We start from the raw sequence: 22,794 nt of genomic DNA on the forward strand, positions 1-22,794 counted from the left end.
ATTTCTACCACATACTTGGTTTATTCCACCGGTCAGACGACACAGGATCGCTGCCCGGCGGCTTCGTCCCAACTCAAGCCGGACCTTTCGGTCCCCTCCCGCGCGAGGGTCTCGGCGGCTCCCCCGTCACAGGTGCAGCGAGGCTCTCCGTCGCCGGCACAATGTGGCACAGTTTCGAGCCGAAACGGGGTGGTAGGGACCGAATCAGAGTGACACACGTCGCCACGCGTTGGGACGTACGCATGGGGCCCGAGAACGACGAAACCCCTGGTCAGGCACTGTGTTGAGCGCTGCGACCAGGGGTTTCTCGCGTGGTACCCCCAACGGGATTCGAACCCGTGCCGCCACCTTGAGAGGGTGGTGTCCTAGGCCGCTAGACGATGGGGGCCGGTGCGCTCCACGAGGGAGCCGCTCGACTCTAGCAAGGGGCAGAGCCGCGCCCCAAGACAGAGATCGGGGCCTACGTGGCGAGACCCCCGGGCAAGATCGCCGGGAGCCTCACGACAGCTCGGGGGGGAGGACTCGAACCCCCAACGACTGGACCAGAACCAGCTGTGTTACCGATTACACCACCCCCGATCGGGTGAGCGATCACTGTAGCCGAGGCGGTCCGGGCGCCGAAAACCGATCCGACCTGCCGGCGGGAACGACTCCCGGGCACCACCGTCGCTGCTCTGTCGTGAACCGATCGCGTGGGAGCTGCGTAGTACCGCGTGCAGATCCCGATGGAAGGACGACGCCACCATGAGTCGACGTGTGCTGATCACCGTGTTCGCGGCCTTGGCCCTGATCGCGGCGGGGTGCGGGGATGACGATGCTGACGATGCCGGCGACACCCCAGACGAGCCCGGAGTCGAGGAGACCACCGACGACGAGGCGATGGACGACGACGCTGGCGACTCACCACCGATGAGCCCGGCAGAGCTGAGCGTCGAGGACCAGAGCGGCGACGGCACCACGGTGCAGGTGGCCTCGGTGACCCTGCCCGCCGACGGGTTCATCGCCGTGCACGCCGACGACGGCGGCCCGGGACCGGTCATCGGCTCGAGCGACCTGCTCCCCGCGGGCGAGTCCACCGACGTTGAGATCACCTTGGACGAGGCGGTCTCGGGCGACACGACCCTGTGGCCCATGGCCCACATCGACACCAACCTCAACGGCACCTACGACTTCGGCTCCCCTCCGGAACCAGATGCGGACGGGCCGGCGACCTTCGCCGATGGCGAGGTCGCGGTGCTGCCGCTCGACTACTCGATCGAGTGAGCCCGATTCGACGCGGGCCCGGGTGCCGCCCTAGCCCAACGAGTCGAGTCGCCGGAACCCGACGAGGCGCCCCAGTCCGACCGCGGCGGTCTCCCGAACGAGCGAGCGAGCCCCGAAGCCGGTGTCGGTCGGCGACACCCTGGCGTCGATCCCCACCTCGGCAGCGATCGCCAGCAGTCGCTTCGAGTGGTAGCCATCGGAGACCAACAGGGCGCTCGACAGGCCGCGCTGTTCGAGGATCCGCGATGTCGCCGCCAACTCGGTGTAGGTGCTCGTGCCGTCCACCTCCAGCAACAGCGCATCGTCGGGGATGTCACGGTCACGGAGGTAGTGGTAGCCGGCCAACGCCTGGGTGAAGCGGTCGCCCTCCTGGCGCCCACCGGTGACCACCACCACCGGAGCGTGACCCGCCCGGTACAGCTCGACGGCATGGTCGAGGCGGCCCCGCAGCACCGGCGACGGTTCCCCGTCGTACTGGGCGGCACCCAGCACCACGATGGCATCCGCGGGACCGGCCTGGTCGAGACGGGCGTCGCTCCACACCTGCACCAAGGTGGCCAGCAGATAGACCGCAGCCAAGGCCGCGAAGCCGACCAGCACCATCAGCGCCCGTCGCACCCACCGGGCCCGATGGCGCATGGTTCAGAGTCGGGTTCGGGCTGCTTGGAGACGCCGGAGCGTCTCGTCCCGACCCAACAGCTCGAGCGACTCGAACAGCGGCAGGCCCTTGGACCGACCGAGGGTGGCGACCCGCACCGGGGCCTGGGCCTTGGCCAGCTGAGGATTGCCCTCGGCACCGACGAGGTCGGCGTCGTGGGCCGCCTGCTCGACGATCGAGCGCACAACCTCCGCTGTCCACTCCCCTGCCGACTCGACGCTGTCGATCGCGCTGTCGAGCACCGCCGCGGCGTGGGCCTTGCCCATCTCCTTGTTCCAGCTGTCGGGGTCGTCGGGCGGATCGTCGAGGAACAACCAATCGATCAGCTCGGGGACCTCGCCGAGGGTCCGGCACCGTTCCTGGACCAGCGGCGCGAGCCGCTCGAACGCAGACGGGTCGAAGCGGTCGGGAGCCCACGGGACCTCACCAGCGGTGACCCACGGTCGCGCCCGCACCACGAACTCGTCGACCGGGAGCGCCCTGAGATACTCACCGTTGAAGTGGCTCAGCTTCTTGAGGTCGAACGCGGCCGGACTCTTGCCGATGTCGGCCAGCTCGAACAGCTCGACGATCTCGGACAGGGGGCGGATCTCGACGCCATCGGGAGCACCCCAGCCCAGGGTGGCGAGGTAGTTCAGCATCGCCTCGGGCAGGAACCCACGGTCGAGGTAGTCCGCGATGTTGACGTCGTCGCGCCGTTTCGACAGCTTCTTACGGGCCTCGTTCACGATGAGCGGCAGGTGCGCGTAGACCGGGGGCTCGGGATGACCGAGCGCCTCACGTAGCAGGAGCACCTTCGGGGTGGTGTTGACCAGGTCCTCGCCACGGATGACGTGGGTGATGCCCATGTCGATGTCGTCTACGGCGTTGGCCAGCAGGAACATCGGGACCCCGTTGGATCGGACGATGACGAAGTCCTCGAGGTGACGGTTCTCGAACTCGACCCGCTCGCGTATGACGTCGTCCCAGGCGGTGACGCCATCGTCGGGGGTGCGGAACCGCACGACCACACCGTCGCCGGGCGCGACGTCGCGGTCGCGGCAGTACCCGTCGTAGCCGGGTGGCCCGCCACGCTCGTCGGCCCTGGCCTTGACCGCCTCCTGGGTGCAATCGCACCGGTAGGCCAATCCGTCGGCGAGGAACCGCTCGGCGGCGTCGCGGTACAGGTCGAACCGAGCGGACTGATGGTGGGTCTCGTCCCAGTCGAGGCCCAGTCGTCGGAGCGCGTCGAGCACCGCCTCGGTGAGCTCGGCGGTGCTGCGGTCGGTGTCGGTGTCCTCGACGCGCACGATGAAGGTGCCCCCCGTGTGGCGGGCGTAGAGCCAGTTGAACAGCGCCGAGCGGGCACCGCCGACGTGCAGGTAGCCCGTGGGCGCAGGTGAGAAGCGAACCCGGGGGGTCGAGGTGGTCACCCGCGACAGGCTACGCCGCTGGGGGCAGGTCGAAGACCGAATGCCAGTCGGCCTGGGCGTCGGCCACCACCTTGGTGTGGGGCTGGCGGAGCACGCGCTCGGGCACCATGTCGACGAGTCGGCGGCGCTCGGCCCAGTGGTGCGAGCTCGCCACCTCGGCGAACAGCGGCATGCGGAACTCGACGAGATCGTGGGGAGCCACGGCCAGGAAGCCCCACACCCCGAACGCCAACGTGAGATCGTGGACGACGGGCGCCCGTCCGAACAGTGACGATCGCTTCATGGCCAGTGCGGTGCAGCCGGCGATGACGTCGTCGAGATGCTCGCGCTCGGCCAGGACAAGTTGGTCGACCATGCCGTGGGCCAGCTTCAGTGCGTAGCCGAGGTCGGGGCCCTGGCTGCCGAGCAGCGGGCCCGACGGCTGGCCCGGTCCGACGAGGTCGCCGGGCCGTGCCGCTTCCCAGGAGGCGGGCCGCCGGGGCGGCGACGCGTAGGTGCGGGGCTCATCGATGGTGGTGATGGGGACGTACTCGGGTGCAGCCACGTCGAGCAGGCTAGTCCCGGGCGTGCAACAGGCCGAAGACGAGCGAGTCGAGCAGGGCCTGCCACGACGCCTCGATGATGTTCTCGGAGACGCCGATGGTCGACCAGGTGTGCTCACCGTCGGTCGAGTCGAGCAGCACCCGGGTGACCGCCGCCGTGCCCGCACCGGTGTCGAGGACGCGCACCTTGAAGTCGACCAGGTGCAGGTCGTCGAGCTCGGGGAGGCGAGGCTCGATGGCCGCCCGGAGCGCGGCGTCGAGGGCGTTCACCGGCCCGTTGCCCTCACCGGTGGCGATGATGCGATCGCCGTTGACCCGCACCTTGATGGTGGCCTCGGTGGTGACCTCACCACCCGCACGGTGGTCGACGATCACCCGGAACGACTCGAACTCGAAGAACTCCTGGCTCCAGCCCGCAGCGTGGCGCATCAACAGTTCGAGCGAGCCGTCGGCCACCTCGAAGTGATAGCCGCGGTGCTCGAGCTCCTTGAGCTGGGCGACGACCTCGCCGAGCTGGCTCGGGTCGAGCTCGAGGCCGAGCTGGCGGGCCTTGAGCTCGACGGTGGCGCGACCGGACAGGTCCGAGACGAGGAAACGAGTGCTGTTGCCCACCGCCTCGGGATCGACGTGCTCGTAGCTGTCGGGGCTGCGGGCGATGGCGCTCGTGTGCAGCCCCGCCTTGTGGGCGAAGGCCGAGGTGCCCACGTAGGGCGCCTGGTTCAGCAGTGGCATGTTCACCAGCTCGGCCACGTGGTGCGACACCGAGGTGAGCTGCTCGATGCGGCCCTCGGGCAACGTCTCGATGCCCATCTTGAGCGTGAGGTTGGGGACGAGCTGGGTCAGGTCGCAGTTCCCGGTTCGCTCGCCGTAGCCGTTGATGGTGCCCTGCACATGGGTCGAGCCCGAGACGACCCCGGCGATGGCGTTGGCGGTGGCGCAACCGGTGTCGTTCTGGGTGTGCATGCCGACGGTGACCTCGGGGAAGTGACCGACCACCTCGGCGACGATCGGGCCGACCTCGTGGGGAAGCGAGCCGCCGTTGGTGTCGCAGAGCACGAGGGCGTCGACCCCGGCCATGGCGGCTCCCTCGAGCACCCGCAGGGCGAACTCGGGATTGCGCTTGTACCCGTCGAAGAAGTGCTCGGCGTCGAAGAAGACCCGGAGGCCCTCGGCCTTCAGGAACCGCACCGAATCGGCGACCATGGCCACCGCCTCGTCGAGGGTGGTGCGCAGCGCCTCGGTCACGTGGTAGTCCCACGACTTGCCGACGATGCAGGCGGTGGACACACCGGACTCGACCAGGACCCGCAACGTCGGATCGTCGTCGACCTTGCCGACGGCGCGGCGGGTGGATCCGAACGCCACCAACGTCGAGGTCGAGAGCGTCAGCTCCTTGGCGGCCCGGCGGAAGAACTCCTCGTCCTTGGGGTTGGCACCCGGATACCCACCCTCGATCCAGTGCACCCCGAGACGGTCGAGCTGTTCGACGATGCGGAGCTTGTCGTCGACGGTGACCGAGATCCCCTCGAACTGGACGCCGTCGCGCAGCGTGGTGTCGAAGATCTCGACCGCCTGGGGCCACGCCGGGTCGCGCACCGGCGCCAGGCGCGCCGCGGTCGGCTCGCCCTGCTCACTCGTCGACATGGGTCAACCAGTCCTTGTACCGGTCGTCTCGCCCCTCCACCGCGGCGAAGTACGTCTCCTGGATCTGGCGGGTGATGGGACCGGGGAGACCGATCTCACGGTCGTCGACCGAACGGACCGGGACCACCTCGGCCGCAGTGCCGCTCAGGAACGCCTCATCGGCGGTGTAGAGGTCGGAGCGCAACAGGTTGCCGGTCTCGTACGGGACGCCGAGATCGTCGGCGATGCGGTGCACCGAGTCCTGGGTGATGCCCTCGAGCGCACCCGCGCTGACCGGCGGGGTGATGATCCGCCCGTGCTTCACCACGAAGATGTTCTCGCCGGTGCACTCGCTGACATAGCCCTGGGTCGACAACATGATGGCTTCGTCGTAGCCGGCCTTGATCGCCTCGACCTTGGCCATCGACGAGTTGATGTACATCCCGGTGCCCTTGGCTGCCGGCGGCATGATGTTGGGGTCGTGGCGCTTCCACGAGCTCACCTTCATGCGCACCCCGTTGCGGATGCCGTCGTCGCCCAGGTAGCTCCCCCACGGCCAGATGGCGATCGCCACGTCGACCGAACACGGCAGGGGGTTGAGGCCCATCTCGCCGTAGCCGAGGTAGGCGATGGGGCGGATGTAGCAGCTCTCCACGTTGTTCACCCGAACGGTCTCGATCGTCGCCTCGATGAGCTGCTCGGGGGTGAAGGGGATGTCGATGAGAAAGATCTGGGCGCTGTCGAACAGGCGGTGGATGTGGTCCTCGAGGCGGAAGATCGCCGGGCCCCGTTCGGTCGGGTAGGCGCGGATGCCCTCGAACACCCCGCTGCCGTAGTGGAGCGAGTGGGTGAGGATGTGGATCTTGGCGTCGGCCCAGTCGACCAGCTCGCCGTTCATCCAGATCTTGTCAACGGTTTCGATGGGCATTCAGTCCCCCTGGACCCCGGCGGCGATCGCGTCGCCGATCTCTGTTGTGGAACCGGCCGGCGCCTCGGCGCACGCCCGGCGGATTCGCTCCGCGGCATCGGACTCGCCGAGGAAGTCGAGCATCATCGCCGCCGAGAGGATGGCGGCGACGGGGTTGGCCTTGTTCTGGCCGGCGATGTCGGGTGCCGAGCCGTGCACCGGTTCGAACATCGACGGTCCGGTGCGGCTCGGGTTCAGGTTGGCCGACGACGCGATGCCGATCCCTCCCGAGATGGCACCGCCGAGATCGGTGAGGATGTCGCCGAAGAGGTTGTCGGTGACGATGACGTCGTAGCGGCCGGGATCCTCGACGAAGTAGATGCAGGCGGCGTCGACGTGATGATAGGCCGTGCTCACGTCAGGGTAGTCGGCGGCGACCTCGGCGAAGGTCCGATCCCACAGGTCGCCGGCGAAGGTCAACACGTTGGTCTTGTGCACCAGGGTCAGGTGCTTGGCCGGCCGGCTCTGGGCGAGATCGAAGGCGTAGCGCACGCAACGCTCGACTCCCATGCGGGTGTTGACCGACCCCTGGGTGGCGATCTCGTGCGGTGTGCCCTTGCGGAGGAACCCGCCCTCGCCGGCGTAGGTGCCCTCGGTGTTCTCGCGGATGACGATCATGTCGACATCGGGAGCCTTGATGAAGGGTCGCTGGTTGGCATAGAGGTCGAGCGAGAAGCGCATCTTGAGCAGCAGACCACGCTCGATGACCCCCGGTGGCACATCGGGCGTCCCGACCGCGCCGAGGAACAGCGCGTCGAGCCCCCGCCACTCGTCGAGCACCTCGTCGGGGAGGATCGTGCCGTCGCGCAGGTAGCGCGCACCGCCGAGGTCGTAGTCGACGGTCTCGAGCGGCACGCCTGCGGCCGCGACCACCTTGAGCCCCTCGGCGACGACATCGGGACCGATGCCGTCACCCCCGATGACCCCGATGCGGTGCGGACGCTGCTGACTCACCAAGACAACCTCTCCCTGGAACGAAAAACCGTCCACCGGAGGTGGACGGTGAACACGCGCACGTCGAGATCGACGTGCGCTACCGAATGCGGGCTACTGGCGAAAAGAGACCGGTCACAGGGTCACAAGTGTCGATCAGGGGGGCACGTCCGTCAAACGCGCAACGCGGTCTCGACCGGCCGGGCGCCCGTTACCCTGTTCGACGTGGCACAGACGCATCACCTCTCCCAGGCCGCCTTCGACCGGCTCAAGGCCGAGCACGACGACCTCACCACCCGCGGGCGCATCGAGATCGCCCGCAAGATCGAGACCGCCCGCGAGCTGGGCGATCTTTCCGAGAACGGCGACTACCACGCCGCCAAGGACGAACAGGGCCACATGGAGGGCCGGATCGCCCACCTGGCCTCCATGATCGAGAACGCCGAGATCGTCGAGGCGCCGACAGGATCCGAGGAGGTGCACCCCGGGTCGATCGTGTCGATCGTCTACGAGGACGACGAGACGCCCGAGCGCTACCTCATCGGGTCGATCGAGGAGCGCCACGACGACCTCGAGGTCGTGTCGTTGACCTCGCCACTCGGCGCGGCACTGATGGGAGCGGCGGTGGGCGACGAGGTGAGCTACCAGACCCCTATCGGGGCCGAGCTGTCGGTCACCATCGTCGAGATCGAGAACTGAACGGCAGGCCGGATCACCGTGCGTGAACCCCGGCTGCCACCCGGACGTCCGCTGGAGCTGCCCGGACGGGGCACGACCTTCGTGCGCGAGTTGCCTGCCCCGCCGGGGGCGCCCACCCTGTTCCTGCTGCACGGATGGATGGCCAGCGCCGACCTCAACTGGTTCGCGGTGTTCCCCGAGCTGGTCGGACGCTATGGCGTGGTCACCATCGACCACCGCGGGCACGGGCGTGGCATCCGGAGCCGGCGCCGCTTCCGCCTTCGGGACTGTGCCGACGACGCTGTGGCCGCACTCGACGAACTGGGGATCGACACCGTCATTCCGGTGGGGTACTCGATGGGCGGACCCATCGCCCAGCTGCTGTGGCGCCACCACCGAGACCGGGTGGATGGTCTGGTGCTGTGCGCCACCAGCCGCAACTTCGCGGGCAGTCCGATGGCCAAGGCCAGCTTCAGCGTCTTCCCCACGATCGCCCTCGCCGGACGGGTCACCCCGGCCACCCTTCGCCAACGGGCCATGGAGCGGATGATGGTGCGCCGCAACGGGGGCGACAGCGGCTGGTTCCACGAGGAGTCGGTTCGCCACGATCCGGTGGCCCTGGCCGAAGCGGGCGGGGCGATCGGGCGGTTCACCTCCCACGAGTGGATCGGCGGGGTCGACGTGCCCACCGCGGTGGTGATCACCGAGCAGGACTCGGTGATCCCTCCAAATCGTCAGGAGAAGCTGGCTGCGGCCATCCCCGGCGCAACGGTTCACCGGGTTCCGGGCGACCACACGGTGTGTGTCACCGAACCCCACCTGTTCGGGCCGGTGCTGCGGGACGCCTGCGCCTCGGTTGCCGCGAGGGTGCAGATCCAGCGGCGTGGCACGTCGCCCGATCCTCTCTCCACCTGATCCCCAGCCCCGACCGCGGCGAAGGGGCCAGGATCGGGACCTCTGGCCCTACCCGAAGGGGATCTCGGCGGCGACGATCGAGTTGCGGACGCGGGAGGGACCGACATGGACGACACGACCGCCGTGGAGGGTGTCGTACTGCTCGACACACCCGACGGCGGGGGGGCGCTCGAACGCGCGATCCTCGAACGGCTCGGCCACCCCGTCATCGAGTGCAACGGGCCGTCCGCCGACGGCATCTGCCCCCTGCTCATGGGCGCCCCGTGCTTCCTCTTCGAACAGGCACGAGGAATCGTGTTCGAGCTCGATCTCGACCGCTCACAGCACCGGGCCATCCTCGATCGCTATCAGGAGCTCGCACCGGCGGATCTCCCCATCCGGGTGGTCCTCAAGCCCGGCCAGCGGGAGAGGTACGCCGACGAGCTGCGCGACGTCGTGGTGTGGGACCACGAGCCCTCGATCGACGACCTGGGTGCCTTTGCGGCCCAGATCGAAGCGGTCGAGCGGTCCGGCTGAGCCACCGGCCTCAGCCGTTGAGGTCGGCCTCGATCCGGCGTGCCGCGGCGACGACCGCCTCGCCATGGCGCGCCCCGGGTCGCTCCCCCATCCGGTCGACCGGCCCGGACACGCTCACCGCGGCGACCACCTGATCGCGATCGTCACGGACCGGTGCGCTGACCGAGGCCACCCCCGCTTCGCGCTCGCCGATGCTCTCGGCCCAGGGGGAACCGGCCGCCGACGCTTCACCACCGAGGATCCGTCCCGCCGAGCCGACCTCCAGGGGCAGTGAGGCACCCAACGCGACGATCGTGCGGAGGCCGTGGGGTGACTCCAGGGAAGCGACGCAGACCCGGGTGTGTCCGTCCCGCACGTAGAGCTGGACACTCTCGCCGGTATCGGCCCGCAATGACTCGAGGGCGGGGCGGGCGACATCGGGCAACGCCAGCGCGCGGCTCGCCGCCCGGCCCAGGGCCACGAGCCGCAGACCGGGCACGAACTGTCCCCGGTCGTCGCGGCGCACCAGGCCGTGGGCCTCGAGCGCCACCGCCAGGCGATGGGCGGTCGCCCGCGGCAGACCGGTGGCTTCGACCAGCCCACCGAGGTCGAGCGCACCATGCTCCACCGCATCGAGCACCCGGACCGCCTTGTCGATCACGCCGACACCCGTTACTCTAGGTTCCACAGAACAGGAGTATAGTCTCACATACTGAGATTCTCAACCCTGTGAGGTCCGCCAGCCAGGGAGCACGCAGCGATGAACGACCGGCCCCGCACCATGGCCGACAAGATCTGGGAGCGCCACCTGGTGCACCGCGGCGATGGCGATCCCGACCTGCTCTACATCGATCTTCACCTCGTCCACGAGGTCACCTCGCCCCAGGCGTTCGACGGGTTGCGCCTCGAAGGCCGCCGTGTGCGGCGCCCCGACCTCACCGTCGCCACCGAGGACCACAACGTACCGACCGCCGACATCGACCAGCCCATCGCCGATCCGATCTCACGCACCCAGGTCGACACCCTCCGCCACAACGCCGAGGAGTTCGGGGTCACGCTGCACCCCATGGGAAGCCCGGGACAGGGCATCGTCCACGTGATCGGGCCCGAACAGGGACTCACCCAGCCGGGCATGACCATCGTGTGCGGCGACAGCCACACCTCCACCCACGGGGCGTTCGGGGCCCTCGCCTTCGGCATCGGCACCAGCGAGGTCGAACACGTCCTCGCCACCCAGACCCTCCCCCAGCAACGACCGGGCACCATGGCCGTCACCGTCGACGGCACACCGCCAGAGGGCACCACCGCCAAGGACATCATCCTCGCCGTCATCGGCCGCATCGGCACCGGCGGTGGAGTGGGCTCGATCATCGAGTATCGCGGCGAAGCCATCCGGGCGTTGTCGATGGAGGGCCGGATGACTGTGTGCAACATGTCGATCGAAGCCGGGGCCAAAGCCGGCCTGATCGCTCCCGACGAGACCACCTTCGAGTACCTGAAGGGCCGGCCCCACGCCCCCACCGGCGAGACCTGGAACGCAGCCGTCGCCGACTGGCGGTCGCTCACCACCGATCCGGGTGCCGCCTTCGACAAAGAGGTCGTGCTCGACGCCAGCGAGATCGTCCCGCACGTCTCGTGGGGCACGAACCCCTCGCAGGTCGCGCCCATCACCGCATCGGTCCCCGACCCCGACTCCTATGCCGAGCCCAGCTCCCGCGACGCCGCCCGCCGCGCCCTCGACTACATGGGCCTCACCGCCGGCACACCGATCCGAGACATCCCCGTCGACACGGTGTTCATCGGATCCTGCACCAACAGCCGCATCGAAGACCTCCGAGCGGCCGCCCAGATCGCCCGAGGCCGCCACGTGGCCGATGGTGTGCGCACCCTGGTCGTCCCCGGCTCCTTCGCGGTCAAGCAGCAGGCCGAGGCCGAAGGGCTCCACGAGATCTTCACCGCCGCCGGGTTCGACTGGCGCGAGCCGGGCTGTTCGATGTGTCTGGCCATGAACCCCGACAAGCTCGCTCCCGGCGAGCGGTGCGCCTCCACCAGCAACCGCAACTTCGAGGGACGCCAGGGACGTGGCGGCCGCACCCACCTGGTGTCGCCCGCGGTCGCCACCGCGACCGCCATCGCCGGACACTTCGCCACCCCCGCCGACCTGGACTGAGAAGAGGAAGCCATGGAAGCCGTCCACATCGTCTCGGGCACCGCGGTGCCCCTCGACCGCTCCGACGTCGACACCGACCAGATCATCCCCTCCGACTGGCTCAAACGGGTCGAGCGCACCGGGTTCGGCGCCGGGCTCTTCTCGGAGTGGCGCGACGACCGCGACTTCGTGTTGAACCAGCCCCAGTACGCGGGCGCCTCGATCCTCGTCGCGGGCCCCAACTTCGGAACCGGCTCCTCGCGCGAGCACGCCGTCTGGGCGATCATGGACTACGGGTTCGCGGCGGTGGTCTCGCCCCGGTTCGGCGACATCTTCCGCAACAATGCCACCAAGAACGGACTCGTTCCGGTCCAGGTCGATGATGCGACCGGCGAGGCGCTGTTGCAAGCCATCGAGGCCGATCCCGCCCTCGAGCTCACGATCGATGTCGAGCGCCGCATCCTGAGTGCCCCGTCGCTCGGCCTCGAGGTCGAGTTCCCGCTCGACGCGTCCACCCAGGAACGCTTCCTGGAAGGGCTCGACGACATCGGGATCACGCTCCGCTACGCCGAGGACATCGACCGCTTCGAGACGTCCCGTCCCGCCTGGGCACCCTCCCTGGACTGAGATTCCGGATCGGCGGGAACCGGAGGCGGGAGCGGTTCGTCACACCTCCAACACCAGTACACGGCATGGAGGGTGTGACATGGGACGACGCTGGCTGAGCCCGGGAGCGGCGATCGCGGCGATCACGGTGGTGGGGCTGCTCGCCGGCTGCACCTCGTCGAGCGAGGAGGACCCCACCGCGAGCCCACCCGAGACCGTCGAGCTCGGAGGAGACGACGTCGAGCTCGTCTCCGCGCTGTTGCAGCGCTATGACTCGTGCGACGCGTTCCTCGCCGACGTGAAGGCCGAAGCCCTCGAACGGGTCGGGCCCTACGGACTCGGCAACCAGCACGGCTACCCCATCGGCCTCGGCGGCGGCGATGGCCGCATGGCCTTCGCCGAAGCGGGCGACGACATGGCCGACTCCGCCGGGTCGGCGCCCGCGCCGACGGCGACCGGCACCGATCCCGCGTTCTCGGGCACGAACCTGCAGGAACAGGGCGTCGACGAGCCCGACCTCGTCAAGACCGACGGCACCCTCGCGGCCGCGGTCAGCGGCGACCGCCTACACATGATCGACGTGGTCGATCCCTCCGACCCACAGCTGCTGTCGTCGACTCCGCTGGCCGGCCACGGGGCCGAACTGCTGCTCGACGGCGACCGCCTCCTGGTGCTGCAACGGACCGGACAGCACTGGGGACCGCCCCAGCCGCTTCATGGGGAGGCCATCGGTGCGCCAGCGGGAGCCGCCGGCACCGGGTCCAGTGCGTCGGGCGGCGGTGACCGAGTCGCTCCCGGACCGTACCTGCCCTCAGCCGAGCTCACCACGATCGCCATGGTCGACATCTCCGATCCCGAGACACCACGGGCCGAGCGCACCTGGACCGTCGAGGGTGGCTACCTCAGCGCCAGGGCGGTCGACGGCACTGCCCGCATCGTTGCCCGGAGCAACCCGGCGAGCACCCTGGCATTCGTCTATCCGAGCGGCCCGAACGCCGAGGAGGCGGCCACCGAGGCCAACCGGGCGGTGATCGAGGCCTCGACGATCGACGACTGGGTCCCGTCGCTGACCGTCAGCGACGCCGACGGCACCGTGACCACCGAGACGCGGGTCGCACCCTGTGACCAGCTCTACCGGCCGTCGGTGTTCTCCGGGTTCGGGTTGGTGTCGGTCCTCACCGCCGACATGGGCGGCGACGGGGTGAACGAGAACGACGGCGTCGGCGTGCTCTCGAGCGGCGAGACCGTCTATGCGTCGCCAACCAGCCTCTTCGTCGCCACCAACCAGTGGCTCGACCCCGAACCCGACCCCGCCACCTCCGAGGACATCATGCCGGTGCCACCACGCCGCTCGCAGCGCACCGACGTCCACCAGTTCGCGATCGACGAGCCCGGGCCCGCCCACTACCTGGCGTCGGGATCGGTCGAGGGGCGGGTCCTCAACCAGTTCTCGATGTCCGAGCACGACGGGCACCTGCGGATCGCGGTCACCGAGGATCGCAACGGTTCCGACTCGGCCAGCTCGGTGGTCGTGCTGAGCCGCGACGGCGAGACGCTCGACGAGGTCGGCAGGGTGGGCGACCTGGGCGTGACCGAGCAGATCTACGCCGTGCGGTTCATGGGTGACCGTGGCTATGTGGTGACGTTCCGCCAGATCGACCCGCTCTACACGCTCGACCTCTCCGATCCCGCCGATCCGAAGATGCTCGGCGAGCTCAAGATCCCGGGGTTCTCGTCATACCTGCACCCGGTCGGCCAGGACCTGTTGGTCGGAGTCGGCCAGGACGCCACCGATGACGGGCGGGTGACCGGCTCACAGGTGTCGCTGTTCGACGTCTCGGACCCCGCTGACCCGCAGCGGGTGTCCCAGCTCGACCTCGGCGAGGGCACGAACTCCGAGGTCGAGCACGATCACCGGGCGTTCCTGTTCTGGGAGGACCTCGCGGTGCTGCCGTTCACCGCCTACCGATGGGAGGACGGCGACGACTCGATGCGCACCGGGGCGGTGGGTGTCGACATCGACGTCGAGGCCCGTGCACTCAGCGAGCGGGGTCGCATCAGCCACGCCGACCAGCCGTCGGGGGCGGTGGGTGAACCCTCGACCAGTGCACCGCACCCGTCGTGGGAGCGACAGCACCGCAGCCAGATCCGCCGCTCGCTCGTGGTCGGCGACTCACTGCTGACGGTGTCCGCTCGGGGCATCCTCTCCTCCGACCTCGACACCTTGGAGCCCGCGGGCTGGTCCAGCTTCGACGGCTGAGGCGTGGTTCAGTCGCTCGAGCGACCGGCGGCGTGAACCGACAGGATCCCGTCGGCGGCCTGGAGCTGGCGGACCACATCTGCCGAGATCGCCTGTCCGGTGGCGATCACCATCAACGCCGAGTCGCCCCCTTCGGTTTGGCCCACCGCCATGTCGGCGATGTTGACCTCGGCCTGGCCGAGGATCGTGCCGACCGATCCGATGACGCCCGGTCGGTCGTCGTTGCGGATGAACAACATGTTCGCGGCCGGCGGCACGTCGATGGCGTGCTGGTCGACCATGACGATGCGCGCGTCGCCCCGCGGTCCGGCAAGCGTGCCGGCGATGGAGTGGTCCCCGCCGCGCAAGGTGATGAGGTTGACGAACTCCTGGGTGGCTTCGGTCTTGATCTCGCGGACGCCGACACCCCGGGACTCGGCGAGCTGCGGGGCGTTCACATAGGTGACCGGCTCGTCGGTCACGCTGCCGAGCAGGCCCCGAAGCACCGACAGGGTGAGGATGCGGGTGTCGTACTCGGCCAAGTGACCCTGGTACTCGATCTCGAGGGTGGAGGGCATGCCGTCGGTGAGCCCCACGAAGAGCTGACCGAGCCGTTCCGCCATCGGCAGGAATGGCTGGATCTCCTCGGCAGCCTCACTGGCGGCGATGTTCACCGCGAACGGAACGAAGTCACCAGCGAGGGCGAGGGCGATCTGCTCCGCGACGATGACCCCCGCCTTGTCCTGGGCCTCGGCGGTACTTGCCCCGAGGTGGGGGGTGGCCACCACCTGGGAGTGGGCGAACAGCGGGGACTCGGTGCACGGCTCCTCCTCGAACACGTCGAGGGCGGCCCCGGCCACCGTGCCGGCGGTGATGGCCCGGTCGAGCGCCGCCTCGTCGATGATCCCGCCCCGTGCGCAGTTGACGATCCGGAGTCCGGGCTTGGCCTTGGCGAGCAGGTCGTCGTCGATCAGGCCGACGCTCTCGGGGGTCTTGAGGAGATGGATGGTGACGAAGTCGGCCTGGGACATGAGCTCGTCGAGCTCGAGCAGCTCGATGCCGAGCTGGCGACCCCGCTCGGCCGACACCCAGGGATCCCACGCGACCAGGCGCATGCCGAAGGCCAGGCACCGCTGGGCGACGAGGGTGCCGATGCGCCCGAGCCCCAGCACACCGAGGGTCTTGCCGTAGAGCTCGGTGCCCTCCCACTGCGACTTCTCCCATCGTCCCGCCTGGAGGGCGCCGTGGGCCTGGGGCACGTTGCGGGCCTGGCTCAACAGCAGTGCCATGGTGTGCTCGGCGGTCGAGAGGCTGTTGGAGCCCGGTGCGTTGGCCACCATGACCCCGCGGCTGGTCGCCGCCGCGACGTCGACGTTGTCGACCCCGAGGCCCGCCCGGCCGATCGCGACCAGGTCCGAACCGGCATCGAGCACCTCGGCGGTCACCTTGGTGGCCGAGCGGATGACCAGGGCCGATGCTCCCTTCACCAGTTCGAGCAGCTCGTCCGGGGCCGGTCCGAGCTGGATGTCGACCTCATGGCCTGCTTCGCGCAGACGCTCGAGGCCTCGTTCGGCGAGTGATTCGGTGACGAGGATGCGGGCCATGTGGCAATGATGGAGCCCCGGCGGGCCTGTCGCCAAGCTCGATCCTCAACCGGTGACCAGTGGCACCGCCTCGATGGCGTCGTTGGGAGCGAATCCGAGCACGTGACCGTAGAACCACAGCTCCGCCTCCAGGGCCCGGATGATGTTGGGGGCTTGGCGGAACCCGTGCTGCTCGCCCTCGAAGGCCAGGTAGGCGACGATGACCCCCCGCTCGGCGAGGGCCGACACGATCGCTTCGGACTGGTTGGGCGGCACGATCGCGTCCTCGGTGCCCTGGAACACGATGAGCGGTCGGTCGAACCCGTCGAGGTGGTGGATCGGCGACCGGTCGCGGTAGATGGCCTCGGCCTCGGGGAGCGGACCGACGAGCCCGTCGAGGTAGCGGGACTCGAACTTGTGGGTGTCGTTGGCGAGGGCGAGCAGGTCGGCGACGCCGTAGTGGCTGGCACCGGCGACGAACGCGTCGCGAAACGCCAGCGCGGCCAATGTGGTGAAGCCGCCGGCCGACCCGCCCCGGATGAGGAGGCGGTCGGCGTCGACGAGCCCGTGGGCAGCGAGATGGGTGGCGGCCGCGACGCAGTCGTCCACGTCGACCACTCCCCACTGGCCGTCGAGCTGGCGACGATAGGCCCGGCCGTAGCCTGTCGAGCCTCGGTAGTTCACGTCCACCACGGCGAATCCCCTGCTGGTCCAGAACTGGGTGGCGAGGCTGAGCTGAGGTCGGGCGGCACCGGTCGGCCCACCGTGGCTCATCACCAGCAGCGGGGGTCGTTCGCCCTCGGGCTCGGCGGTGTCGGGGTTGGTCGGCGGGTAGTAGAGGCCGTGCGCGGTCCGACCGCCGGTCGACGGGAACGAGATGGGCTGCGGAGCCGAGAACCAGCTGGGGTCGAGACCGAGGTCGCGTGGTGGCCGCAGGAGCTCGACCTCGGGTGTGGCTCCCGTGAGGTGGATCCGGACGATGGCAGGCTCGGAGTGCGGCGATGCCGCGACGCACACCACACCCTCGGGCACCGCTCGCAGCGCGCTGATGGCCGTGAACGGTGTGTCGATCTCGACCAGGTCCGCGCCAACGAGCACGGCGAGTCGATCCATGCCGTCGCGGCTGAGGGCCATGACGGTTCTGCCGTCGGCCAACTCGACGTATCGCGACTGGCCGAAGACCCAGGGCGGGGTGGCGACCTCGGCATCGACGGGGGCGAGCGGGACCAGCTGGCCGCGGGATTCGACCCGGTGCAGGTTCCACCAGTCGGAGCGGTCCGACACGACCCGCAGCCCGCCGTCGCCGGTCCACTCCGGCTGGACGAGCGACTCGTCGGGCCCACCCGCCAGGTACCGCGGATCGACCAGATGCGGCAGGGCGCCGTCGAGGTCGAGCTCGGCGACCCACAACTCGGTGCCGTCCCACGGCATCCTCGGGTGGTCCCACACCAACCAGACCAGGCGCGCTCCCGCTGGGTCGAAGCGGGGTGCAGCGACGAAGTCGGAGCCGGCCACGAGGGCCACCGGCTCCGATGACCCGTCGGCGCGCAGGATCACGATCTCGTTGCGGGCTTCGTCGAGCGGGCCGCCGTCGGGGAGGACATGGGTCTCACGGACACAGGCCAACCAGGTGCCGTCGGGGCTGAGGTGGCCATCCGCGTAGCGCCACCCGTGATTCGCCGGTGGTTCGGCGGTGACCGGTTCCGGTTCGTCGTTGCCGGCGGCGAGGCGCCAGATGCGCTGATCGGTCCAGTTCACGAACCACACCGAGCCGTGGCCGACCCACCACGCCCGACCGCCGTACTCGTGGACACGGGTGCGCACCGACATCGCCGACGGGAGGGGTTCGGTGAGGCTGCCGTCGCGGTCGCGCCGGACAAGCGCCACCCGACCGCCCTCGTCGGGCCGGCTCTCGGACCACCAGATGGCACCGGTCGATGGGTCGACCTGTGCGTCACTCAGCCCCGCGGCCGCGCGGACCACCAGGTCCGCGGTGATCGCGGACGGCCATGTGCCGCAGGGGCGGGGCGAACCCATCAACCCGATGAGAGCAGCGTCGCGATGCGGCTGATGCCTTCGACGAGGTCGTCGTCGCCGAGCGCGAACGAGAGACGGGCATAGCCGGGCGAACCGAACGCTTCGCCGGGGACGATGGCGACCTTGGCCTCGTCGAGAAGCAGATCGGCCAGCTCCAGGGTGGAGCCGGGTCGGCGTCCGGCGATCTCGCGGCCGAGGACGCCCTCGAAGGAGGGGAACGCGTAGAAGGCTCCCTGGGGGTCGAGGACCGTGACGCCGTCGATGGCCGACAGCAGCTCGCACATCTTCTGGCCGCGACGCTCGAAGGCGGCGCGCATCTCGGCGACGGCATCGAGGGGGCCGCTCACCGCTGCCAGCGCTGCTCGCTGGGAGACGTTGGCCACGTTGGAGGTCTGGTGGGACTGCAGATTGGTGGCAGCCCCGGCCACGTCAGCAGGGGCGATCATCCACCCCACCCGCCAACCGGTCATGGCATAGGTCTTGGCAACACCGTTGAGCACCACGCACTGCTCGGCCAGCTCTGGCACACGAGCCGGCATGGAGGTGAAGACGTGATCGCCGTAGGTGAGGTGCTCGTAGATCTCATCGGTGATCACCCAGATGCCGTGCTCGACCGCCCATCGGCCGATGGCTTCGACCTCGTCGGGCGGATAGACCGCTCCGCTGGGGTTGGACGGCGACACGAACACCATGGCCTTGGTGCGGTCGGTACGGGCCGCCTCCAGCTGGTCCACGCTCACCCGGAACCCCGATCCGGCATCGGTGGGGATGGGCACCGACGTGGCGCCACTGAGGGCGATCGGTTCCGGGTAGGTGGTCCAGTACGGCGCAGGAAGCAGCACCTCGTCACCCGGATCGAGCAGGGTGAGGAAGGTGTTGTAGACGGCGTGCTTGCCGCCGTTGGTGACCACCACCTGGGACGACTCGACCTCGTAGCCGGAGTCGCGCCTGGTCTTGTCGACGATGGCCGCGCGGAGCTCGGGTAGCCCGGGTGCGGGGCTGTACCGGTGATTCACCGGGTCGGTGCAGGCGGCCACTGCGGCCTCGACGATGTAGTCGGGGGTCGCGAAGTCGGGCTCACCGGCGCCGAAGCCGATGACCGGCTCACCGGCGGCTTTGAGGGCCTTGGCCTTGGAATCGACCGCCAGGGTGGCCGAGGGGCTGATCGCCGCGACGCGGCTCGAAACGCGGGGGGTGGACATTTCTGATTCGCTCCTGTGATCGTCGCCCGCGATAGTGGCACGCGTGAGCGAAAACATCCCCACCATTGACCTTCCATCTGCGATGTTGCCCACCGACGGACGCTTCGGGTCGGGCCCCTCGCTCGTGAGGCCCGAGGCCATCGCGGCACTGGCCGACGTCGCCCCCACCTACCTCGGGACATCCCACCGCCAACCTACGGTCCGCGGCGCCGTTGGTGCGCTACGGGAGGGGGTGAGCGAGCTGTTGGCCCTGCCCGACGGCTACGAGGTGCTGTTGGGCAACGGTGGCACCACGGTGTTCTGGGACGCGGCGCTGTTCGGGCTCATCGAACAGCGCAGCCAGCACCTCTCCTTCGGTGAGTTCTCCTCCAAGTTCGCGGCGTCGGTGGCCGCGGCTCCGCACCTGGAGGCGCCGTCGGTGATCGAATCCGAGCCGGGGACCCATCCCGAGGCGGTGGCCGCAGCGGGGATCGACCTGTACGCCCTCACCCACAACGAGACCTCGACGGGGGTGATGATGCCCCTCGAACGGCCCGGTCCAGACGGCTTGGTGGCTGTTGACGCCACCTCGGCGGCTGGTGGGCTGCGGTTCGACCCGTCTCGAGTCGACGTGTACTACTTCGCACCCCAGAAGGCGTTGGCCTCCGACGGTGGGCTGTGGATCGCGGCCTGTTCGCCAGCAGCAATCGATCGGATCGAGCGCATCGCGGCCTCCGACAGGTGGATCCCCGCCTCGATCGACCTCAAGACGGCGTTGGACAACTCACGCAAGGACCAGACCTACAACACACCGGCGCTGGCCACGGTGTTCCTCGCCCAGCACCAGGTCGAGTGGCTGAACACCAACGGCGGAATGGACTTCGCTGCTGGTCGCTGCGACCGCTCAGCCGAAACGATCTACGGGTGGGCCACCGAGTCGCCGCTGACGTCTCCGTTCGTGACCGATCCAGCGGCGCGGTCCCACACGGTGGCCACGATCGACTTCGACGACTCGGTGGACGCAGCGACCCTGTCCGCGGTGCTGCGCCACAATGGCATCGTCGACACCGAGTCCTACCGCAAACTGGGACGGAACCAGCTTCGGGTGGCGCTCTATCCTGCGATCGATCCCGAGGACGTGGCCGCCTTGTGCACCTGCATCGACCACATCCTCGAGCGCCTGGCCTGACCCCCGACCAGCCTGCAACTCCAGGTCGGTCAGGAATCAAACCCCTCGAGTTCGCGGAGTGAGGCGACGGTCTGGCGCTTGTGCTCGTAGGCATCCACCAGTGGCCTGCCGCCCCGGAGGTCATCGACCACAGCCGCTTCGGCCTCGGCATAGCGCCGAGCACGCGCAAGAACCTCGCCTTCGATGTCGGCATGAAGCGCCACGACCCCTCCGTCGTCCATGACCACGAGATCGCCACCATCGATGTGCACGTCGCCCACCTGTACCGCGTCGCCGACACCCACCACCTCGACCGACCGGCCTGGACCAACGGTTCCCTGGGCTCGGGCCCAGGTGGGCAAAGCGAGTTCGTGGAGCGCTGCCACGTCGCGGGCAGTTCCATCGAGCACGACGCCACGCACACCTGCGTTGCGCGCTGCAGCACCGAGGATCTCACCCCACACCGCCCCCGACATCGACGGCGCTCCACCGATCACCAGGATCCGGCCGCCGACGGACTCTCGATTCAGGATGGAGAACAGCGGTCCGAGCCCGGCACCGTCCTCGACCATCGCCAGCTCCACGGTCACCACTCGAGCCGCCACAGGCTGGGGCGACGTCACGATCGGCTCAAGCGGCGGCGAGATCCATCCGTTCGAACCGCCCATCAGCAACACGTCCGCGAGCGCGGTGGTCGGCGGCATGCCGACTCTGTTAGGTCCGGTCTCGCCAGTCATGGCTGTCCCTCTCCTTGGGCATCTCTCTCAGCCGGCCCGAGCAGGAACTTCCGGATCTTCCCCACCGAGGTGCGGGGCAGCTCGCGAACGACGTGCACGGCCCGCGGACGCTTCGACGGCGAAAGACGTTCGGTTGCCCAGGCCATGACCTCCTCGGGGTCGAAGTGCTCGACCTCGGGTCGGACAACGACATAGGCGACAGGAACCTCATCCCGCACAGGATCGGGCTCACCGACAACAGCGACCTCGAACACCGAAGGGTGGTCGGAGAGCACCTCCTCGACCTCGACGATCGAAACGTTCTCACCTGAGACCTTCAGGACGTCACCGGAGCGGCCCTCGAATCGGAACCAGCCCTCTTCATCGACCCGACCCCGGTCACCTGTGCGGAACCAGACGACTCCGTCCGGCTCGTGAGAGATGATGGCCGCCTCGGTCGTGGCGGAATCGTCGAGATACTGCATGAACAGGGTCTCGCCCGGCACCCCGCCCACGACGAGGTCGCCGACCTCACCAGGCGCTGCCGGACGACCGGCGTCCGTGGTGAAGACCTCGACGGTACACCCCAGCGTGACCTGGCCCATGGCACTCGGTCGTTGCCCAACCGGTGGATTCGTCAGCACAGCCGGCAAGGTCTCGGTCATGCCATAAAGCTGACGGGGGTGACAGCCCACGAGCTCAGCGAAGGACTCGTACTGCTCATCGGTGAGGTTCTGGGCGAACCAGACATGTCGCAGAGCGAGCCCTTCGACCTCTCCTCCAGCGTCTCGGGCCAGGATCATCCTCATCGGCGCGGCGAAGAGGCTGGCGTGGGTCGCCCCGAGCTGAGCCGCCTGTTCCCGAAAGCGGCTCGCGGAGAACGAACCGACCAGACCCACACTGGCACCGGCCGAGATCGCCGAGGCGAACGAGTAGTACTGGGCGTTCGCGTGGAAGAGCGGCAGCACAACCAGTTGACGGTCCCCCGGTCCGAGTCCGGCGGCCGCGGCCATGACGTCTCCCGCAAACGCGTAGTTGGCCTGGGTGAGCTCGACCCCCTTCGGTGCCGAGGTGGTACCCGAAGTGAACATGACCGCCAGTCGATCGGTCGGCAGGGGCGCAACTGTCGAGAGCGGGCCCGAGCCCCGGGCACTCGTCGATGACCCGTACATCCGGATCTGATCCAGTCGGGTGTCGGACTCGTCGATCGCCACCATCCCGCGCGCGGTGTCACTAGCGAGCGACGCCACCGCCTCTCGGTAGACCTCGGCCCGCTCGATGGCACAGAAGCCGACCGTCGGCTTGGTGCGGGCGATGTGGCCTGCTAGCTCGGTCGAGGACGCGTGGGGATCGGATGGGACCATCCATGCGCCGAGCCGGGCGGTGGCCAGCCAGATCGCCACGAAGGCGGGTGAGCTGGCAAGGGTCAGGTGGACCGAGTCGCCGCGCCCGACTCCCTGTTCGTCGAGCCAGGTCGCTACCTCGCCCACCAACGAGTCGAACTCCGAGTAGGTCCACTCGGTAACGACTCCGTCTTCGCCGAGCCAGAAGAGGAACGGCGCATCTGCCCGGGCCGCGACCGCCCGATCCCAACGGGCGGTGAAGGTCGGGAGGAACCGGCGACGCATC

General features: G+C 69.0%; 20 protein-coding genes and 2 tRNA genes. 8 read left to right on the forward strand and 14 right to left on the reverse strand.

The features are described from left to right. Nucleotides 1-312 precede the first annotated feature (312 nt). Both U5K29_09955 and U5K29_09960 read right to left on the reverse strand, forming a co-directional pair. Nucleotides 313-388: transfer RNA gene (locus U5K29_09955), tRNA-Glu, on the reverse strand. 119 nt (nt 389-507) lie between these two features. After that, a tRNA-Gln gene (locus U5K29_09960) sits at nt 508-579 on the reverse strand. 165 nt (nt 580-744) lie between these two features. Here U5K29_09960 and U5K29_09965 point away from each other — a divergent pair. After that, nucleotides 745-1,263: a hypothetical protein gene (locus U5K29_09965; protein MDZ7678865.1), complete on the forward strand. Its 519-nt coding sequence runs from the start codon at nt 745-747 to the stop codon at nt 1,261-1,263. 30 nt (nt 1,264-1,293) lie between these two features. Here the strand turns inward: U5K29_09965 and U5K29_09970 are convergent, their stop codons facing one another. From U5K29_09970 to U5K29_09995, 6 genes are read right to left on the reverse strand one after another with little or no spacing between them, the layout of a single operon-like run. Continuing rightward, nucleotides 1,294-1,902 carry a YdcF family protein gene (locus U5K29_09970; protein ID MDZ7678866.1) on the reverse strand — a complete coding sequence of 203 codons (609 nt, stop codon included), beginning with the start codon at nt 1,900-1,902 and terminating at the stop codon, nt 1,294-1,296. Between the two features lie 3 nt (nt 1,903-1,905). Then, nucleotides 1,906-3,333 (reverse strand): glutamate--tRNA ligase, encoded by a 1,428-nt coding sequence (gene gltX / locus U5K29_09975; protein MDZ7678867.1) that lies wholly within the window; start codon nt 3,331-3,333, stop codon nt 1,906-1,908. A 10-nt stretch (nt 3,334-3,343) separates the two neighbouring features. Continuing rightward, entirely contained in the window at nt 3,344-3,877 is a 534-nt protein-coding gene (locus U5K29_09980; GenBank protein MDZ7678868.1) for a hypothetical protein, read from the reverse strand. Between the two features lie 10 nt (nt 3,878-3,887). After that, a complete protein-coding gene (gene cimA / locus U5K29_09985) occupies nt 3,888-5,519 on the reverse strand; it encodes a citramalate synthase (GenBank protein MDZ7678869.1) in 1,632 nt (543 codons plus the stop codon). Continuing rightward, nucleotides 5,506-6,426, reverse strand: coding sequence for a branched-chain amino acid transaminase (locus U5K29_09990; protein MDZ7678870.1), 921 nt, complete (start codon nt 6,424-6,426; stop codon nt 5,506-5,508). The genes cimA and U5K29_09990 overlap by 14 nt, the downstream gene beginning before the upstream one ends. Then, the gene (locus U5K29_09995; GenBank protein ID MDZ7678871.1) at nt 6,427-7,419 is read right to left on the reverse strand and encodes a 3-isopropylmalate dehydrogenase; all 993 of its coding nucleotides are present in this window, start codon (nt 7,417-7,419) and stop codon (nt 6,427-6,429) included. 204 nt (nt 7,420-7,623) lie between these two features. On the opposite strand from U5K29_09995, the gene greA reads away from it, so the two are divergent. The 3 genes from greA to U5K29_10010 all read left to right on the forward strand — a co-directional run bounded on the left by greA (nt 7,624) and on the right by U5K29_10010 (nt 9,507). Then, nucleotides 7,624-8,097, forward strand: coding sequence for a transcription elongation factor GreA (greA, locus tag U5K29_10000; GenBank protein MDZ7678872.1), 474 nt, complete (start codon nt 7,624-7,626; stop codon nt 8,095-8,097). A gap of 18 nt (nt 8,098-8,115) precedes the next feature. Continuing rightward, the gene (locus U5K29_10005; protein MDZ7678873.1) at nt 8,116-8,991 is read left to right on the forward strand and encodes an alpha/beta fold hydrolase; all 876 of its coding nucleotides are present in this window, start codon (nt 8,116-8,118) and stop codon (nt 8,989-8,991) included. A 105-nt stretch (nt 8,992-9,096) separates the two neighbouring features. Next, the gene (locus tag U5K29_10010; GenBank protein ID MDZ7678874.1) at nt 9,097-9,507 is read left to right on the forward strand and encodes a hypothetical protein; all 411 of its coding nucleotides are present in this window, start codon (nt 9,097-9,099) and stop codon (nt 9,505-9,507) included. Nucleotides 9,508-9,517: 10 nt separating this feature from the next. On the opposite strand, the gene U5K29_10015 is transcribed toward U5K29_10010, so the two are convergent. Continuing rightward, on the reverse strand, nt 9,518-10,174 hold the full coding sequence (locus tag U5K29_10015) for an IclR family transcriptional regulator (protein MDZ7678875.1): 657 nt from the start codon (nt 10,172-10,174) through the stop codon (nt 9,518-9,520). 72 nt (nt 10,175-10,246) lie between these two features. On the opposite strand from U5K29_10015, the gene leuC reads away from it, so the two are divergent. The 3 genes from leuC (at nt 10,247) to U5K29_10030 (ending at nt 14,501) form a co-directional block, all read left to right on the forward strand. After that, nucleotides 10,247-11,656 (forward strand): 3-isopropylmalate dehydratase large subunit, encoded by a 1,410-nt coding sequence (leuC, locus tag U5K29_10020; protein MDZ7678876.1) that lies wholly within the window; start codon nt 10,247-10,249, stop codon nt 11,654-11,656. Between the two features lie 12 nt (nt 11,657-11,668). Next, complete coding sequence (gene leuD / locus U5K29_10025) at nt 11,669-12,262, forward strand: 3-isopropylmalate dehydratase small subunit (protein ID MDZ7678877.1); 594 nt, start codon at nt 11,669-11,671, stop codon at nt 12,260-12,262. Between the two features lie 79 nt (nt 12,263-12,341). Continuing rightward, nucleotides 12,342-14,501, forward strand: coding sequence for a beta-propeller domain-containing protein (locus U5K29_10030; protein ID MDZ7678878.1), 2,160 nt, complete (start codon nt 12,342-12,344; stop codon nt 14,499-14,501). A gap of 8 nt (nt 14,502-14,509) precedes the next feature. On the opposite strand, the gene serA is transcribed toward U5K29_10030, so the two are convergent. Genes serA through U5K29_10045 form a run of 3 tightly spaced genes read right to left on the reverse strand, consistent with a single transcriptional unit; the run spans nt 14,510 to nt 19,302 of the window. Further along, nucleotides 14,510-16,084: a phosphoglycerate dehydrogenase gene (serA, locus tag U5K29_10035; protein ID MDZ7678879.1), complete on the reverse strand. Its 1,575-nt coding sequence runs from the start codon at nt 16,082-16,084 to the stop codon at nt 14,510-14,512. A 45-nt stretch (nt 16,085-16,129) separates the two neighbouring features. Beyond that, entirely contained in the window at nt 16,130-18,046 is a 1,917-nt protein-coding gene (locus U5K29_10040; protein MDZ7678880.1) for a prolyl oligopeptidase family serine peptidase, read from the reverse strand. A 53-nt stretch (nt 18,047-18,099) separates the two neighbouring features. Beyond that, nucleotides 18,100-19,302, reverse strand: coding sequence for a pyridoxal phosphate-dependent aminotransferase (locus tag U5K29_10045; GenBank protein MDZ7678881.1), 1,203 nt, complete (start codon nt 19,300-19,302; stop codon nt 18,100-18,102). A gap of 82 nt (nt 19,303-19,384) precedes the next feature. On the opposite strand from U5K29_10045, the gene serC reads away from it, so the two are divergent. Continuing rightward, a complete protein-coding gene (serC, locus tag U5K29_10050; GenBank protein ID MDZ7678882.1) occupies nt 19,385-20,470 on the forward strand; it encodes a phosphoserine transaminase in 1,086 nt (361 codons plus the stop codon). 29 nt (nt 20,471-20,499) lie between these two features. Here serC and U5K29_10055 read toward each other — a convergent pair whose 3' ends face one another. After that, nucleotides 20,500-21,153: an RraA family protein gene (locus tag U5K29_10055; protein MDZ7678883.1), complete on the reverse strand. Its 654-nt coding sequence runs from the start codon at nt 21,151-21,153 to the stop codon at nt 20,500-20,502. Nucleotides 21,154-21,182: 29 nt separating this feature from the next. Continuing rightward, nucleotides 21,183-22,793, reverse strand: a complete 1,611-nt coding sequence (locus tag U5K29_10060; GenBank protein ID MDZ7678884.1) for an AMP-binding protein — start codon at nt 22,791-22,793, stop codon at nt 21,183-21,185. Between the last annotated feature and the right edge of the window lies 1 nt (nt 22,794).

It is taken from the genome of Acidimicrobiales bacterium, from assembly GCA_034521975.1.
Taxonomy (GTDB): Bacteria; Actinomycetota; Acidimicrobiia; order Acidimicrobiales; family SKKL01; genus SKKL01.